Genomic DNA, 15,527 nt, shown 5'->3' on the forward strand with positions numbered 1-15,527 from the left:
AGGGCGCCATGCAACGACGCAGCCTCATCGCCGTCTTGACCGCCGCCGCCCTGCTGGCCGGATGCGGAGCCCAGGGAGGAGGGGACCGCCAGGCGCCCCTCAAGGTCGGCAGCCAGAGGGGCGGGACCAAGGCGATCCTGATCGCCTCCGGCGCGCTGGAGGGCGTTCCCTACAAGATCGATTGGAGCGAATTCGCCGCCGCCCAGCCGCTGCTCGAGGCGGTGGGGGCCGGGGCGGTCGACCTGGGCGAGGCGGGGGACGCGCCGTTCCTGTTCGCCTATGCCGGCGGCTCCAAGATCAAGGCTGTGCAGGCGGGCAAGAGCGGCGGCTCGTCGACGGCCCTGCTGGTCCGCAAGGGCGCGCCGTTCCACGGCGTGGCCGACCTGCGCGGCAGGAAGATCGCCACCGGGCGCGGCTCGATCGGCCACTACCTGCTGCTGAAGCTGCTGGAGGAAGCGGGGCTGAAGTCCACCGACGTCCAGATCGTGTTCCTCAGCCCCGGCGACGCCAAGGCGGCCTTCACCAGCGGGGCGATCGACGGCTGGGTGACCTGGGGCTCCTACGTGGCCCTGGCCAAGCTGCACGACGACGCGGTGATCCTGGCCGACGGCGACGGGCGGCTCAGCGGCTACGGCTTCGAGGCGGCCAGCGAGGCGGCGATCGCCGGCAAGCGGCCCCAGGTCGAGGACTTCCTGCGCCGCCTGGCCAAGGCCCGGCGCTGGGCGGGCGAGCATCCCCAGGAATACGCCGCGGCCCTGTCGAAGGAGACGGGCCTGCAGCCGGACGTGGCGCTCTACACGGTCCGTCAGTACCGCATCGCGCCGAGTGAAATCGACGACAAGGTCGTGGCCGAGGCGACGGCGGTGCTCGACCGCTTCCGGGCGGCGGGCGCCGTGACCTCGACGCGCGATCCGGCCGGCGCCTTCGACCGCTCGTTCAACGCCGCCGTCGCGCCATGAGCGAGACGGGATCGACCGACGTGCTGGTGATCGGCGGCGGCCTGGCCGGAACCTGGGCCGCCATCGCCGCCGCTCGCGAGGGCGCCGAGGTCGTCCTGGCCGACAAGGGCCATTGCGGGACCAGCGGCGTCACCGCCACCGCCGGTCCCGGCCACTGGTGGGTCCCGCCGGAAGCGCGTGATGCCGCCGTCGCGGACCGGCTGAAGCGTTCGCTGGGCCTGGGCGATCCGGACTGGATGCGGCGGATTCTCGATCTGACCTGGACCAGCCTGCCGAGCCTGCGCGGCTATTACGACTTCTCGACCGACGACGAGGGACGGCCGTTCTATCGCGGCCTGCGCGGGCCGGAATACATGCGGGCGATGCGCAACCTGGCGCTGGCCCAGGGCGTGCGCATCCTCGACCACCATCCGGCCCTGGAGCTGCTGCGGCACGGCGACGGATCCATCGCCGGGGCGTCGGGCCTGGCCCTGCGCGGCGAGCGGCCGTGGACGATCCGGGCCGGCGCCGTGGTGCTGGCCACCGGCGGCTGCGCCTTCGCCTCGCGGCTGCTGGGCTCGGCCACAAACACCGGCGACGGCCTGCTGATGGGCGTCGAGGCGGGGGCCGACCTGTCGGGCATGGAGTTCACCAACTACTACACCCCGGCCATGGCCGGTACGAACATGGCCCGCTCGATGGCCTACAGCTTCGCCCGCTGGTTCGACGCCGACGACCGCGAGCTCGATATCCCCAACGGACCGGACGTCACGCCCCACCTGGCGCGGGCCCTGATGGCCGGGCCGCTGTTCTGCCGCCTGGACCGCGTGCCCGAGGACATCCAGCGGGTGATGCCGCAGGTGCAACCCAACTTCGTCCTGCCGTTCGACCGCAAGGGGATCGACGCCTACCGCGACCGCTTCGAGGTCACCCTGCACGCCGAGGGCACGGTGCGGGGGATCGGCGGGCTGCGGGTGACGGACCAGGCTTGCCAGACCCAGGTCCCTGGCCTGTTCGCGGCCGGCGACGCGGCCAGCCGCGAGCTGGTGACCGGCGCGATCTCGGGCGGTGGGGCCGTCAATTCGTCCTGGGCCCTGTCGTCGGGCCAGTGGGCCGGGGCGGGCGCCGCGCGGCTGGCGCTGGGGCAGGGTGCGAGGGCGGACGCGCTGGTGGTGGCCTCGGGCCGCGCCGGCCTGCGGCCGGCCCGCGCGGAAGGTCCGGTGGACCTGAAGGCCGCCGTACAGGTGGTGCGCGACGAGCTGAACGACTACGGACGCAACATCTTCCGGCGCGGCGCGACCTTGGCGGGATCGATCCGGAGACTGGACGACGTCTGGATCGACCTGGCCGACCATGCGCGCGGCGAGGGCAGGGCGTCCCTGCGAACGCGGGAAGCCGCCGCCCTGGTCGCCGCGGGCCGCTGGAGCAAGGCCTCGGCCCTGGCCCGGCGCGAGAGCCGGGGCATGCACAGGCGCGAGGACGCGGCCGGCCCGGACCCCCGCTTCGCCGCGCGGCAACGGGCCGGCGGCTTGAACACCGTGTGGACCGCGTTCGAGCCGACCGGCGCCCAGGCGGAGGTGGCCTGATGATCGAGGTCGTCATCGACGAACGCTGCACCGGCTGCGGGACCTGCGTCGACGCCTGCCCCAGCGACGTGCTGGAGGTCGGCTCGGACGGCAAGGCGAGGATCGCCCGCCAGGCTGATTGCCAGACCTGCCTGCTGTGCGAGCTGCATTGCGCGTCCGACGCCCTGTTCGTCTGGCCCGACTGCGAGGCGCCGGCGGGGATCACCGCCGCGCAGGCCCTGGCGTCGGGCCAGCTGGGCGCGTTCCGTCGCGACTCCGGCTGGGGCGAGCACGCGGCGACCCACAGCAACCAGCACTGGCGCATGGGCTCGATCTTCGAGCGCGCCCGCCTGCAGGCGATCCAGATCGCCGCCCAGAAATCCGCCCAAGAGACATCCGCTCAAGCCGAGGAGACGACCCGATGAGCCAAGAGAGCCTGGCCAAGCTGCTGGCCGACCTGCACGCCGAGCGCGTACGGACCTGGGATCCGGCCGCCCTGAAGATCAATGTCGACCAGCGCGCGACCCTGGTCGCCGAGGCGGACCCCGACGCCTGGATCAAGGCCGGCGACGTCGTCGAGCCCTTCGTCCTCAAGGACGTCGAGGGCGGCGAGCTGACCCTGAAGGGCCTGACCGCCAGGGGCCCGGCGGTGCTGGTGTTCTTCCGGTTCGCCGGCTGCCCGGCCTGCAACATCGCCTTGCCCTACTACGAGCGCGCGCTGCAGCCGACGCTGAAGGCGCTGGGCGTGCCGCTGGTGGCCGTGAGCCCGCAGGTCCCGGAGCGCCTGGGCGAGATCCGCACCCGCCATGACCTGTCGTTCAAGGTGGCCTCGGACACCGACAACGCGCTCGGGCGCCGGTTCGGCGTCCTCTACACCGCCGACGAGGCCAGCCAGGCTGCGCAGCGGGCGCGCGGCGGCTCGATCGGCGAGACCACGGGAACGGGCACGTGGGAGCTGCCCCAGCCCACCGTGGTGGTGATCGGCCGGGATCAGGTCGTGAAGTTCGCCGACGTCAGCCCCGACTGGCTGGTCCGGACCGAGGCCGAGCCGGTGATCGCCGCGGTGCGGGCCCTGGCCGCGGTTCCCGCCTAGGTCTGACTTCGGGTTCGCGTTCGGGGGCGGTCGTGGACCAAGTCCGCCCCGAACGGGCCTTCAGATGGGACGAGCCGATCGCGCGGACGCGGTGGACGGGCCCAGATAGATCCGCGCGCCGGCGTCCTCGACCTTCAGGTCGAGCAGAGCCGAGATCATCGCCACGGCTTCGGCGGGGCGATCCAGCTTGAACCGGCCCGTCACCTTGAGCTCGCCCAGGCGGGGATCGCGCAAGGCCAGGGCCTGCGGGCTGTAGCGGTTGAGCCGGGCCACCACGTATTTCAGCGGCATGCCGTCGGCCTCGAGCCAGTCGCCGCGCCAGGCGTCGTAACTGTCGGCCGCCAGGCGTCCGCGGCTGGCGGTGTGGTCGGCGGCCAGCAGCAGCCATTCGCCCTGGCGCAGCGTGTGGGGCGGGGCGTCGCCCTGGGAGACACGGACCACGCCCTCGAACACCCGGACCTCGACGGCGCCGTCGACCTTGTCGACCTCGAACACCGTGCCCACCGCCGTCACCTTGGCGTCGCCGGCCATGACGTTGAAGGGGCGTTGGCGGTTCTTGGCGACTTCGAACACGGCGTCGCCTTGGCGCAGGTAGATGTCGCGGGCCGCCCCGCTGTAGGCCACGCTGGCGTGGCTGTCGGCGTTGAGGCGGATGGTCGAGGCGTCGCTGAGCACGTGGTCGGCCCGCACGCCCACCGCCGTGGCCAGCTCGATCGTCGGTTCGGCCCGTTCGGCGAGCAGGCGCGAGGTCAGGACCCCGCCGCCCACCAGGACCAGCAGGCTCGCGGCGATCAGGCCGGCGCGCGACCAGCCGCCGAGGGCGGCGCGGCGTCGGACGGGAGGGGCGGGCGCCTGAGCGGGCTCGGCGCGGAGGCGGTCGATCGCGTCCAGCAAGGCGGTGTCGCGCAGGGCGTGGCGCAGCGCGCCGAACGCCGCGGCGTGTTCGGGCGAGGCGTTGAGCCAGGCGGCGAGGTCGCGGCGCTCGGCTTCCGACAGCTCGTCCGACCGGTCGATCCAGTCGGCGGCCTCTTCCATCACGCTCAGGTCGTTGTCGTTAGCGCTCACGGGTCGCCCCCTTCCAGTCGGCGGCGTCGCCGGTCGCGGCGTCCATCACCCCGGCCAGTTCGGCCATGGCGCGGACGAGATGCTTCTTCACGGTTTCCAGATTCAGGCCGAGGTCGTCGGCGATCTTCTGTCGCGACTGTCCGTCCATGTGCCGGCGGACGAACACCTCGCGGCGGATCGGCGACAGGCGGCGGAGGGCCGCCTCGAAGACCGCCACGCGCTGCTTGTGCTCCAGCACCTCGTCGGCCAGGGGCAGCTCGCAGCCGTAGTCGGCCTCGCCCAGGCCTTCCTCGCGGCGATCGCGCCGGGCCTGGGCGTAGATCAGGGAGTCGGCCACGCGATAGGCGTAGGCCAGCGGCTGGATGATGGCCTGCTTGCGGCTCTGCTCGATCACCATCAGCAGGGTCTGCTGGAGGATGTCCTCCGCCCGCGACGGGTCGCCGTGGCGACGGGCGATATAGCCGAGCAGCTTGCGTTCATGGGGCCTCAACTCCGCCAGGAGGTCGATCATCGCGTTTCCACCGGGCCGTGCGCCGCCTCGTAGGAGGGTAGAGGCGCGGGAGGGGCGATCGGGGACAGGCGGGCGTCAAAATTCATAGGCGACGCCCAAGGTGACGGTGCGGCCGCTGCGGGTGCGGGCCAGCAGGCGGTCGGCGGCGATGTCGGCGAACTGGTCGATGGCCTGGTCGGTGAGGTTCAGCCCCTCGATCACGACCTTCAGCCCGCGTCCCGCGTTGAAATGCGCCGCGGCGTCGATGTTGTTCATGGCGTGGAAGCCGGAACCGACGTTGCCGTTGCCGCCGGCGCCGTCCAGATAGCCGTCGCGGTAGGCGCTGGAGATCCGCGCGCCCCAGCGGCCGGTCTCGTAGTAGAGCGTGGCGTTCCAGGTCCAGGGCGACAGCTGCATCAGGTCCAGCGACACCGGCTTGCCGTCGATGATCACGTCGGAGCGGCCGTGGGCGTAGGTGATGTTGCCGGTGAAGCCCAGCCTGTCGAACGGGGTTGGCAGGAAGTCGAAATCGCGCTGGACGGCCAGCTCGACGCCCGAGATCGTGGCCCCGTCGCCGTTCACCGGCTGGTTGACGTTGTAGATGATCGAACCGGTCTGGCCCGGATTGAGGAACTGCAGCGGATAGCCCGTCGACCCATAGGGCGCCGTCGCCGTCTCCATGGTGATGAACGACTCCATGGTCTTGTGGAAGACGCTCAGCGCGAACGCGCCGACGCGGCCCTGGTAGAGCTCCAGCGACGCCTCGACCGAATTGGCCATGAACGGGCGGAGGTCGGGATTGCCGACCGTGATCGTGCCGCCGAACGGCGCGGCGTCGACGCTGGCGGCGGCGCGCAGGTCGGCCAGGCTGGGCCGGCTGATGTCGCGGTTGGCGCCCAGGCGAAGGACGACGTCGTCGCCGAGGTCCCAGGCCAGGTTCACGGCCGGCAGCACCCCGTCGTAGCGGTGGGCGATCACGGCGGGGGCCAGGGTCACGCCGTTGCTGACCATGCCGGCCGAGGTCAGGCGGGTGTTGTAGTAGCGCAGTCCGGCGTCGGCCCGCAGGCGCCGTCCGGCCAGTTCTCCGTCGAACTGGTACTGGATGTAGGCCGCGGCCGTCTTCTCGGTCAGCGAATAGTCGGAGCCCGGCTGGTCGTCGGCCTGGGACAGGTCTCGCTTCTGCCCGAGCAGGGCGTAGACCGCGTCGACGTCGCCGACGATGTAGGGGATCAGCGAGCGCTGGTCGGAGACGTATTTCACGCTGGCCGGCAGGACGGGCGTACCGTCGTAGTCGACCCGGTTGCGGCGCTGATAGCCGTCGTTGCGGAACAGCTTGTACTGGACGCCGGCCTTCCAGACGGATCGGGGCCCGGCCGTATAGAGCAGGTCCATCTTGCCGGTCGTGAAGTCGTTGACGATGGCGTCCTCGCGCGTGTCGGCCCGCATCAGGCTCCAGGCGTCCGGATCGGTCGGGTCGAAGCCGTAGGTGTTGACCCCGTCGCGCCCCGGCCCGCGCAGGTCGAAGGCGAAGGCCTTGCCGCTGGCCTGCAGGAAGACCTTGTCGAACACCGGCCCTTCGAAGTCCGAGCGTGAATGGCCCACCATGCCGCTGACCTCCAGGGTGCGGCTCAGCCGGGTGCGGCCGTTGACGGCGACCTGGGTGAAGACCGTGGAGTCGGTCGAGTGCTTGTGCTCGGTCCTCAGATCGACGCCGTCGAAGGCCGCCTGGACCATGTCGTCGCCCCGGATGACCACGCTGTTCAGGCGCTGCGTGCCCAGGATGTCGCCGGTCAGGCCGTTCTTGCCGGCCGAGGCCAGGGAGAACTCGTCGCGACCGTTGCTCAGCCGGCCGTAGAGCAGGTCGATGTCGAGGCTGGTGTCGGCGCTGGGGCGGTATTGCAGGGCGGCGGTGAGGCCCAGGCGCGCGCGGTGGTCGAACCAGGTCGAATAGGTCTGCGCCTGGGGCGCGCGGACCCGGGCGTCGCCCTTGGCGTTGACCAGCCGGTCGCGGTCGGTGGCCGAGACGCCGGGGCCGATATTGGCGGCCGCGACGTTGATCGGGGTCCAGCCCCAGTTGCGGTAGCCGTACTCGTTGACGTCGCTCTCGCTGTAGGCGGCCGAAACCAGCAGGCCCACGTCGCCCCAGCGGTCGGAGATCAGTCCGGCCAGGCGCGGCGTGACCCCGTCGGTCACGCTGTTGCCCAGGGCCTTGACCGTCAGGGCGGCCTTGAAGCCCTGATAGTCGAACGGCTTGGCGGTGCGCAGCTCCACCGTGCCGGCCACGCCCCCTTCGTCCTCGTCGACCGCATAGGCCTTGCGCACGGTCACCCGGTTGAACAGCTCGGAGGCGAAGATGCTGTAGTCGAAGGCGCGGGTGCGGCTGACCGAGCCGCGATTGTCGAAGCCCGAGGCCGTGGAGGCCGAGACCTCCATGCCGTTCAGCTGGGTGCGGGTGAAGTCGGGGCCCAGGCCGCGCAGGGCGATCTGGCGGCCTTCGCCGGTGTCGCGCGAGATCGTCACGCCCGGGATCCGCTGCAGGGACTCCGCCAGGTTCAGGTCGGGGAAGGCGGCGATGTCCTCGGCGAGGATGACGTCCTGGGCGCCCAGGGCCTGGCGCTTGAGATCGCGGGCCTGCGCCAGGCTGCCCCGGAACCCGGTGACGATCACCTGCTCCACCTCGACCGGCGCGGCGTCGGCGGCCTCGGTCGAAGCGGGCGGGGGAGAAGCGGCGTCCCACGGGTCCGCCTGGCCCAGCACATAGCCGCCGGCCACGGGCCTCATCCGCAGACCCTCGCCGCTGATCAGCAGCGCCAGAGCGTTCTCGGGCCGCAGGACGCCGAAGACCCGCCGTCCGCGTTTGCCGCGGATGTCGACGAAGGTCATCACGGGCGCGTCGGCCTGCTGGGAAAAGATGCGGAGGGCGTTGGCCAGGTCGCCCTGGCTGATGTCGAACCGGCGGGGCGCGGCGCGGATCTCGGCCTGGGCGTGGACCGGCGTCAGTCCTGATAGGAGGAGGGCGGTCGCGAACGCCGGAAGCGACGGCCGGGTGAGCAGAGCCGCCTTTCGCCACCCCATGTTTCGCAGTCGACCGTCACGTTACGCCCAGCGCGTCTCCTAGCCGGATCGCATGTCACTTATTTGAAGCCCGGTCGCTAACGGCGAAGCTTCAGCCGGAGGTTGGTCTGGCGCCCGAAGCCGGTCAATCGCAGGTGGTCGGACCCGAAGTCGAGCACCGCATAGGCCGTCTCCTCGGTGTCGAGCATGCCCTTCAGGTTCACGCAGTGCAGGCCGCCGGTCTCGCCGTAGTTGCCGTCGTGATTGTGGCCGTTGATCCAGACCTTGGCGGCGCGGTGGCGGACCACCAGGTCGGTCACTTCCGTCGCGTTCCACAGATTGTGCGGGTTCGCCGGGAAGATCGGGAAATGGCAGTAGAGCGCCGCCTTCAGGCCGCGCCGCCCGGCGTCGGCCAGGGTCGCGTCGATCCATTGCAGCTGGGCGGCGCCGATCCCGCCGTCCCAGTCGGGCGCGCCCGGGAAGCGTTCGCGGTGCAGGCGCTGGCTCAGCGCCAGCTCGGGGCTTCCGGCCGGCCAGCCGTATTCGCTGAGGTCGTTGCCGTCGAGGGCCAGGAACACCCAGCCGCGGGTCTCGAAGCTGTAGTAGCGGGCCGGCATGCCCAGCCGGGCGGCGACCAGGGCCTTCTTGTCGTCGTCGACCGCGAAGTCGTGGTTGCCCAGCACGAACCGCCAGGGATGGCGCAGGGCGTCGATGGCGGGCTGCTGGGCGTCGAAACTGGCCCAGCCCTTGTCGATGAAGTCGCCCAGATGGACCACGTGGTCCAGCGTCAGGGTGTTGAAATGGTCGACGGCGGCCCGCAGCTTGGCCGGCGAGCGGCGATACATCCGCGCGCCGTTGTCGTCCTGATCCGCATACTGACAGTCGGCGACGGCGCCCACGCGCAGCGGGCCCGAGCTGGAGCGCATGGGGGCGGCGAGGGCGGCGGACGCCGCCAGGCTCATGCCCGACGCCAGGAATCCGCGCCGATGGAGGAGGGGAAGGGCCATGGCGGCCTCCGGTGTCGGAATACAAGAAAATCCCGTCCGGCGCGCGGGGGCGACGCGCCGGACGGGTCCTCGTCGACGGACCTAGAACTCGTAGGTCGCGCCGATCAGGATGGTCCGGCCGCTGCTGACGTTCACCGTGGTCCGCTGGGCCGTCACGTCGGTGTACTGGATGACGTGCTGGTTGGAGAGGTTGATGCCCTCCAGGGTCAGCTTCAGGCCCGGCGTGACGTTGTAGTGGGCCGAGAAGTCGATGTTGTTCGTCGCCTTCACGCCGTCGCCGATGTTGCCGTTGCCGCCCGCGCCGGTCAGGTACTTGTCGCGGTAGGCGCTGGAGAGGCGCATGCCCCAGGTGTCGGTCTCGTAGTAGATCGTGGCGTTGGCGCTGTACTTCGACAGGTTGATCAGGGGCAGGGTGATCCAGTTCCCGCTGATCAGCACCGGCGAGGAGCCGTCGGCATAGGTGCCGTTGGCCACGACGCCCAGGTGGTCGAAGGGCGCGGGCAGGAAGTCGAAGTCGCGCTGGAAGGCGATTTCCAGGCCCTGGATGTCGGCGCCCGGACCGTTCACCGGATGGCTGACATTGTACATGATCGAGCCGTCCTGGCCGGGCAGCAGGAACGACAGCGGATAGCCGGTCTGGGAGTAGGGCATCACGCTGGTCTGGCTGGTGATGAACGACTTCAGCTTCTTGTAGAAGACGCCGACCGAGAAGAACCCGACGCGGCCGTCGTAGAACTCCAGCGAGCCTTCCATCGAGTCCGAGGTGAACGGCGTCAGGTTCGGGTTGCCGGTGCTGATCGTGCCGCCGAACGGGGCGGTGGTCAGCGAGCCGGCGGCGGCCAGGTCGCCCAGGGCCGGGCGGCTGATGTCGCGGTTGGCGCTGAAGCGGGCCACCATGCCGTCATTGATGTCGACGGCGACGTTCAGGGCCGGCAGGACGCCGTCGTACTTGTGCTTGATCGACACCGGCTGGAGGCTGGTCCCGGTGTTCAGCATGCCTTCCGAGGTCAGGTCGGTGGAGTAGTAGCGCAGGCCGGCGTTGGCCCGCACGCCCTTGCCCAGGATCGTGGTGTTCAGGTCGTACTGCAGGTAGGCCGCCTGGGTCTCCTCGGTCACCGTGTAGTTGGTGCCGGGGGTGGCGAACTTGGCGCCGAGGGCCTGCAGGTCGCGGACTTGGCCGATCAGGGCGTAGACCTGGTCGACATCGCCGACGATGTAGTTGCCCAGGGTCTTGAACGGCACCGTCATCTTCAGGGTGTTGGGGATGGCCGTGTTGGCCGGGACGTTCTTGAACTCCTTGTCGCTCCACTGGGCGCCGCTGTTGACGAACTTCTTGTACTCGACCCCGCCCTTGAAGGTGGAGGTCTCGTTGGCGGCGAAGAGGGCGTCGAACTGGGCGTTGGTGTATTCCGAGGAGATGCGGTTTTCCTGGGTGTCCATCCGCATCAGGTCCCACTTGGCGGGATCGGTCAGGCCGGCGTCATAGGTGTTGACCGGCATCTCGGGACGGTCGTCGAAGCTGAAGGCGTGGTTCTTGGACTCCAGGAACACCTTGTCGAACACCGGCAGGCTGTAGTCCGACTTCGAATAGCCCACGAGGCCCTTGAGCAGCAGCTTGTCGGTGGCCTGGTACGAGCCGTTCAGCGCGGTCTGGTAGAACTTGGTCTTGTCTTCCTCGCGGTTGAACTCGCTGCGCAGGTCCACGCCCGTGTAGCTGGAGGCGATCAGGGTGTTGCCCTGGATCACCGCGCTCTGCATCACCTGGGCGCCGGTGATGTTGCCGGTCAGGCTGTTGATGCCCGAGGTGGCCAGGGCGAAGTTCTGGCGGCTGTTCTCGAGCTGGCTGTACAGGGCGTCGAAGCCCAGCTTCAGCTTGTCGCCGGGCTCGTACTGCAGCGACAGGGTGGCGCCCAGGCGTTTGCGGCGGTCGTACCAGGTGGAATAGGTGTCGGCCTGGGGCGCGAAGATGGTCGGGGTCGGGGCCGTCAGCCTGGCCGCGTCGGCGGCGCTGACGCCCGGGCCGATGTTGCCCGGATTGGCGCGGATGGCGCCCCAGTTGAAGCTGCGATAGCCGAACTCGTTGGAATCGTTGACGCCGTAGGCCACCGAGGCCAGGGCCCCGAAGTCGCCCCAGCGGTTGGAGACCAGGGCCACCACGCGCGGCGTGACCTTGTCGTCGGCGTTGCTGTTCTGCTGGGCCTTGGCCGACAGCACGGCCTTGAAGCCCGGATAGTCGAACGGCTTGGCCGTGGTCAGGAAGACCGTGCCGCCGATGCCGCCTTCGTCCTGTTCGGCCGCCGACGACTTCTGGACGGTGACGCGGTTGAACAGCTCCGAGGCGAACAGGCTGTAGTCGAAGCTGCGGGTGCGGCTGACGCCGCCGCGGTTGTCCATGCCCGAGGCGGTGTTGCCCAGCACTTCCATGCCGTTCAGCTGGGTGCGGGTGAAGTCGGGGCCCAGGCCCCGCAGGGTGATCTGCCGGCCTTCGCCGGAGTCGCGCGAGATGGTCACGCCGGGAATGCGCTGCAGCGATTCCGCCAGGTTCAGGTCGGGGAAGGCGGCGATGTCTTCCGACACGATGACGTCGGTGGCGCCGACCGCGTCGCGCTTCAGGTCGCGCGCGTGGGCCAGGCTGCCGCGGAAGCCGGTGACGACGATCGTCTCGACTTCGTCGGCGCCGGGCTGGGCCGGCGTCGCGTCGGCGGCCAGGGCCTGGCCGGCGGCGACGGCCAGCAGGCCGGTCGCCAGCATGGTGGTGGTCATCCAGTTGGATTTGGTGCGCATGGTCTATCCCCGATCGGTCGCCGTCGGGGACCATCCCGCAGCGCCGTCGGGAGGGGAGAGTTTCGAGCCGGACGTTCGGGGACCGGGTTTTGTGTGAAGTGTTTTTGACAGGCGCGGTCGCAAGGCTTCGACCGGAACGATGGCGGTTCCTGAGTGTGGGAATTATTTCCTATTACTGGTTCGGCGGTGTCGCTGACTTTGATAGCCGCGACTAAATTTCGCCGCCGATGCGCTCGATCTCGTTGGCCAGTGCCGGCAGGTCGAGAATCCGCAGGGTGCGGCCTGTCTGGGAGACGATCTTCAGGCCGGCCAAGCGGTTCAGTTCACGCGTCACGGGTTCGCGCTGGCTGCCGACCAGAACCGCCAGTTCGGCGTGGGTGGGGCAGGGGTGGATCACAGCCTGTCGACCGTCGCCGCCCGCTGATGCCGCCATGCGCAAAAGCTCGATATCGACGCGACAGGCCACCGAGACGGCGTTCAATTCGAACAGGCGATCGGTCAGCGAGCGGGTCAGGCTCGCCAGGTCCTCCAGGATCGCCCGCATGAAGCGCGGCGATCGCTCGAACAGATCCAGGATCAGGGCCTGGGGCAGGCGGGCGACGCGCACGTCTTCCAGCGCCATGATGTTCACGGAGCGGGGCAGTCCGTCGATCGCCGAGATCTCGCCGAAATAGCCGCCCGGCGAAATGCGCCGATAGCCGACCTCGCGGCCCGACCGGGCGTACTGGTTGGCCAGCAGCGCGCCCTCCAAAAGCAGATGGACGCCGCCGTTCTCATCCAGCCGCTGGACGATCAGCTCGCCCTTGCCATAGTTAAGGTGCTCGATCTGGGGCGCGAGGGCTTCGATCTCGTCTCGCGCCATGTGCCGGAACAGCCGGTTGGTGCGATAGTCGCCTTCTGGCGACGACGTGACCGGCGTATGGCTCGGAGCGAGCGGGGGCGAGGGGGGAATCACGGCCATCGAAAACGCTCCTGCACAGTCGATTCAGGGACGACGAATGAACAGCCGACCACGCTACCGGGCCTTTATCAGCTATAGCCACCAGGACCGCAAAGCCGCGGATTGGCTGCATCGCGCGCTGGAGGCCTACCGTGCGCCGCGCCGCCTGGCCACGATCGGCGGCGGGGAGTCGACGCGGCGGCTGACGCCGATCTTTCGGGATCGCGACGAGTTGAGCGCCTCGCCCGATCTGGGCGAGGTGATCCGCGACGCGTTGGACCGCTCCGACGCGCTGATCGTGCTTTGCTCCCCGGCCTCGGCGAGCTCGCGCTGGGTGGACCAGGAAGTGTCGTACTTCCTGAGGGACCACGGCCTTGGCCAGGTTCTCTGCGTGCTCACCCCCGCCACGCCGAGGAACGCGCTTCTGGCCACGGTGTTGCCGCCGGCCCTGCGGGCGGCCCTGCCGCCGGGCGTCGAGCCCCTGGCCGTGGACCCGCGGCGCGACGCGGACGGACCGCGTCTGGCGCGGCTGAAGATCGCCGCCAGGCTGCTGGACGTCAGCCTCGACCAGTTGGTCCAGCGTGACGCCCGCCGCGGCATGCGGTTGATGGCCGGCTTCAGCGCCGCCGCCCTGGTCGTGACCCTGGCCATGGGGGCGATGACGGTCGCCACGCTGAAGTCCCGCCAGATCGCTCGCGACCAGCGCGACGAGACCGAGGCCCTCGTGGCCTACATGCTGGGCGACCTGCGCGAACAGTTGGAGCCGGTGGGCCGCCTCGACGTCCTCGACGGCGTCGGCTCCAGGGTGCTGGCCTATTATGGCAAGGCGCGCACCGATCGGCTCGACGACAGGGCCCTGGCCCAGCGCGCCAAGGCCCAGACGCTGCTGGGCACGATCCGGGAGCAGCGCGGCGACCTGGCCGGGGCCCGCGCCGCCTTCGGTCAGGCCGCGTCGACCACGCACGAGCTGGCCGCCCGCGCGCCCAACAACGGCGATCGGATCTTCGACGAGGCGCAGAACGTCTACTGGCTGGCCTATATGGAATGGCGCCAAGGCAACACCGCCGCCGCGGAGCGAGGCTTCAATCGCTACGGCGAACTCGCCCAGACCCTCGTGAAACTCGACCCCGCCCGCGCCGATTGGCGGCTGGAAGTGGCCTACGCCAAAAGCAACCTTGGCACCCTGCTCATGGAGCAGGGGCGGACGGATGAGGCCCTCGCCACCTTCCGCGCCGCGTCCACCGCCTTCGAGGCCGAACGGGCTCGCGCGCCTGACGATCAGGACCGCCTGGTCGACGCCGTGGACGCTCACGCGTGGGTGGCCGATTCCCTGGTCAAGCTGGGGCGTCCCCGCGAAGCCTTCGCCGAGCGCGAGGGCGCGGCGAACCTTCTGGCCCAGGCCTCGGCCAGGACTCCGGCGGACAAGCCGCTGGCCGCCCGCAATCTGGCCGCTCAATTGGCCCTGGCGCGGCTGGAGCTGGACCTGGGGCGGACGGCGCAGGCCCGCGTACGGTCGGACAGGGCCATGGAGGGGTTACGCAAGCTGGTGGCCCTGGACCCGACCAACACCCGATGGCTGGAGTATCTGCTGATCGGGCAGATGGACGCCATCGACCTGGCGGCCTGGTCGGGCCAACTGCCCGACGCGCGCGCCGCCCACGCCGAGGCCGCGGCCATGCTGGCCAGGCTGCGCACGGGCGATGAGGCCAAGGCCTGGCGCGCCGACCTGGACGGTCGCCTGGACCAACAGGCGATCACGCTCGCGCGGCTTGCCGGCGACCCCGCACGGACACGGAACCTGGCGTTGGCGCTGCTGGATCACCTGCGTCGCGCGCCGGTGTCGCACGAAGCCGTGGTCGAGCGGGCGGTGCTCTACGGGACGGCGCACCTGGCGGCGGGACAGCCGGCGGAGGCGGTCGCGACCTTGTCGCCTCGGCGTGGCTCGCTTTCTCCGGCGGGCCGTGACGTGCTGGCGCGCGCCTATCTCGCCCAGGGCCGGCGCGATCTGGCCGACGCGATCGTGCGCGACCTGAGAAAGCAGGGCTACGCCCATCCCGGCTTTCTTGCATTCTGGCGAGAGTCGCCTCTAGCTGGCGCCACCGTAGAAGGGGGTTTCACATGACAGAGTCACTACCGATCATCGAATTGGTCATCGGCATCGCCGACAACGTCAACTTCATGAACGTTCTCGATCCCAACAATCCGGTCCCGCTGTCGCTGAAACTCGAAGCTCCGAGCCGACTGGTCTTCCGGTTGAGCGACGACCTCGTCGGCGTCGACTGGACGTTCCAGAAACGCCCGATCCTCTTCACGGACGACTTCGGGATCAACTTCTCCAGCTACACCTGGATCGAAATGCTCTACGACGTGCCGCAAAAGCCCTTCACGTGCTTCACGGTCGTCTATGAAGACAATCGGGTCGGCGAATACGTCTACAGCCTGTACATGACCGACTCGCACAAGCAGAACATCACTCTGGATCCAAAGATCGAAAACGGCGCGGGCCGCGTTCCCTGATCGAGGCCACGACCTTCGACAAGGACAAGATCGGCGCGCTGATCCAGCGCGGCGAGATTCTCGCCGCCTACGAT

12 protein-coding genes are annotated in these 15,527 nt (G+C 69.8%); 6 read left to right on the plus strand and 6 right to left on the minus strand.

The genetic code is table 11. From position 1 onward, the window contains the following. Nucleotides 1-8 precede the first annotated feature (8 nt). The 4 genes from WAE60_RS02470 to WAE60_RS02485 are packed head-to-tail and all read left to right on the plus strand — an operon-like array spanning nucleotide 9 to nucleotide 3,596. Nucleotides 9-959: an ABC transporter substrate-binding protein gene (locus WAE60_RS02470; protein WP_337684797.1), complete on the plus strand. Its 951-nt coding sequence runs from the start codon at nucleotides 9-11 to the stop codon at nucleotides 957-959. Further along, nucleotides 956-2,524 carry an FAD-binding protein gene (locus WAE60_RS02475; RefSeq protein WP_337684798.1) on the plus strand — a complete coding sequence of 523 codons (1,569 nt, stop codon included), beginning with the start codon at nucleotides 956-958 and terminating at the stop codon, nucleotides 2,522-2,524. The genes WAE60_RS02470 and WAE60_RS02475 overlap by 4 nt, the downstream gene beginning before the upstream one ends. Further along, nucleotides 2,524-2,928 (plus strand): ferredoxin family protein, encoded by a 405-nt coding sequence (locus WAE60_RS02480; protein WP_337684799.1) that lies wholly within the window; start codon nucleotides 2,524-2,526, stop codon nucleotides 2,926-2,928. Before WAE60_RS02475 ends, WAE60_RS02480 begins: the two co-directional genes overlap by 1 nt. Then, nucleotides 2,925-3,596, plus strand: a complete 672-nt coding sequence (locus WAE60_RS02485; protein ID WP_337684800.1) for a peroxiredoxin-like family protein — start codon at nucleotides 2,925-2,927, stop codon at nucleotides 3,594-3,596. The genes WAE60_RS02480 and WAE60_RS02485 overlap by 4 nt, the downstream gene beginning before the upstream one ends. A gap of 60 nt (nucleotides 3,597-3,656) precedes the next feature. Here the strand turns inward: WAE60_RS02485 and WAE60_RS02490 are convergent, their stop codons facing one another. From WAE60_RS02490 to WAE60_RS02515, 6 genes are all read right to left on the minus strand, one after another. Next, entirely contained in the window at nucleotides 3,657-4,661 is a 1,005-nt protein-coding gene (locus WAE60_RS02490) for a FecR domain-containing protein (protein ID WP_337684802.1), read from the minus strand. Beyond that, on the minus strand, nucleotides 4,651-5,172 hold the full coding sequence (locus tag WAE60_RS02495; RefSeq protein WP_337684803.1) for a sigma-70 family RNA polymerase sigma factor: 522 nt from the start codon (nucleotides 5,170-5,172) through the stop codon (nucleotides 4,651-4,653). The genes WAE60_RS02490 and WAE60_RS02495 overlap by 11 nt, the downstream gene beginning before the upstream one ends. 75 nt (nucleotides 5,173-5,247) lie before the next feature. Beyond that, on the minus strand, nucleotides 5,248-8,226 hold the full coding sequence (locus WAE60_RS02500; RefSeq protein WP_337684804.1) for a TonB-dependent receptor: 2,979 nt from the start codon (nucleotides 8,224-8,226) through the stop codon (nucleotides 5,248-5,250). A gap of 77 nt (nucleotides 8,227-8,303) precedes the next feature. Next, nucleotides 8,304-9,212: a metallophosphoesterase gene (locus tag WAE60_RS02505; protein WP_337684805.1), complete on the minus strand. Its 909-nt coding sequence runs from the start codon at nucleotides 9,210-9,212 to the stop codon at nucleotides 8,304-8,306. Nucleotides 9,213-9,293: 81 nt separating this feature from the next. After that, a complete protein-coding gene (locus WAE60_RS02510) occupies nucleotides 9,294-11,996 on the minus strand; it encodes a TonB-dependent receptor (RefSeq protein ID WP_337684806.1) in 2,703 nt (900 codons plus the stop codon). Nucleotides 11,997-12,207: 211 nt separating this feature from the next. After that, on the minus strand, nucleotides 12,208-12,957 hold the full coding sequence (locus WAE60_RS02515) for a Crp/Fnr family transcriptional regulator (protein ID WP_029917170.1): 750 nt from the start codon (nucleotides 12,955-12,957) through the stop codon (nucleotides 12,208-12,210). 37 nt (nucleotides 12,958-12,994) lie between these two features. Here WAE60_RS02515 and WAE60_RS02520 point away from each other — a divergent pair, with 37 nt between their 5' ends. Next, a complete protein-coding gene (locus tag WAE60_RS02520; protein WP_029917172.1) occupies nucleotides 12,995-15,058 on the plus strand; it encodes a TIR domain-containing protein in 2,064 nt (687 codons plus the stop codon). Next, nucleotides 15,055-15,453 carry a hypothetical protein gene (locus WAE60_RS02525; protein ID WP_029917174.1) on the plus strand — a complete coding sequence of 133 codons (399 nt, stop codon included), beginning with the start codon at nucleotides 15,055-15,057 and terminating at the stop codon, nucleotides 15,451-15,453. The genes WAE60_RS02520 and WAE60_RS02525 overlap by 4 nt, the downstream gene beginning before the upstream one ends. Nucleotides 15,454-15,527: the final 74 nt, after the last annotated feature.

Origin of the sequence: Caulobacter sp. CCG-8, assembly GCF_037402475.1 — a bacterium.
Taxonomy (GTDB): domain Bacteria; phylum Pseudomonadota; class Alphaproteobacteria; order Caulobacterales; family Caulobacteraceae; genus Caulobacter.

Coding starts and splice junctions, on each gene's coding strand:
- WAE60_RS02470 (WP_337684797.1), top strand. CDS start 9: ATGCAACGACGCAGCCTCATCGCCGTCTTGACCGCCGCCGCCCTGCTG.
- WAE60_RS02475 (WP_337684798.1), top strand. CDS start 956: ATGAGCGAGACGGGATCGACCGACGTGCTGGTGATCGGCGGCGGCCTG.
- WAE60_RS02480 (WP_337684799.1), top strand. CDS start 2,524: ATGATCGAGGTCGTCATCGACGAACGCTGCACCGGCTGCGGGACCTGC.
- WAE60_RS02485 (WP_337684800.1), top strand. CDS start 2,925: ATGAGCCAAGAGAGCCTGGCCAAGCTGCTGGCCGACCTGCACGCCGAG.
- WAE60_RS02495 (WP_337684803.1), bottom strand. CDS start 5,172: ATGATCGACCTCCTGGCGGAGTTGAGGCCCCATGAACGCAAGCTGCTC.
- WAE60_RS02500 (WP_337684804.1), bottom strand. CDS start 8,226: ATGGGGTGGCGAAAGGCGGCTCTGCTCACCCGGCCGTCGCTTCCGGCG.
- WAE60_RS02505 (WP_337684805.1), bottom strand. CDS start 9,212: ATGGCCCTTCCCCTCCTCCATCGGCGCGGATTCCTGGCGTCGGGCATG.
- WAE60_RS02510 (WP_337684806.1), bottom strand. CDS start 11,996: ATGCGCACCAAATCCAACTGGATGACCACCACCATGCTGGCGACCGGC.
- WAE60_RS02515 (WP_029917170.1), bottom strand. CDS start 12,957: ATGGCCGTGATTCCCCCCTCGCCCCCGCTCGCTCCGAGCCATACGCCG.
- WAE60_RS02520 (WP_029917172.1), top strand. CDS start 12,995: ATGAACAGCCGACCACGCTACCGGGCCTTTATCAGCTATAGCCACCAG.
- WAE60_RS02525 (WP_029917174.1), top strand. CDS start 15,055: ATGACAGAGTCACTACCGATCATCGAATTGGTCATCGGCATCGCCGAC.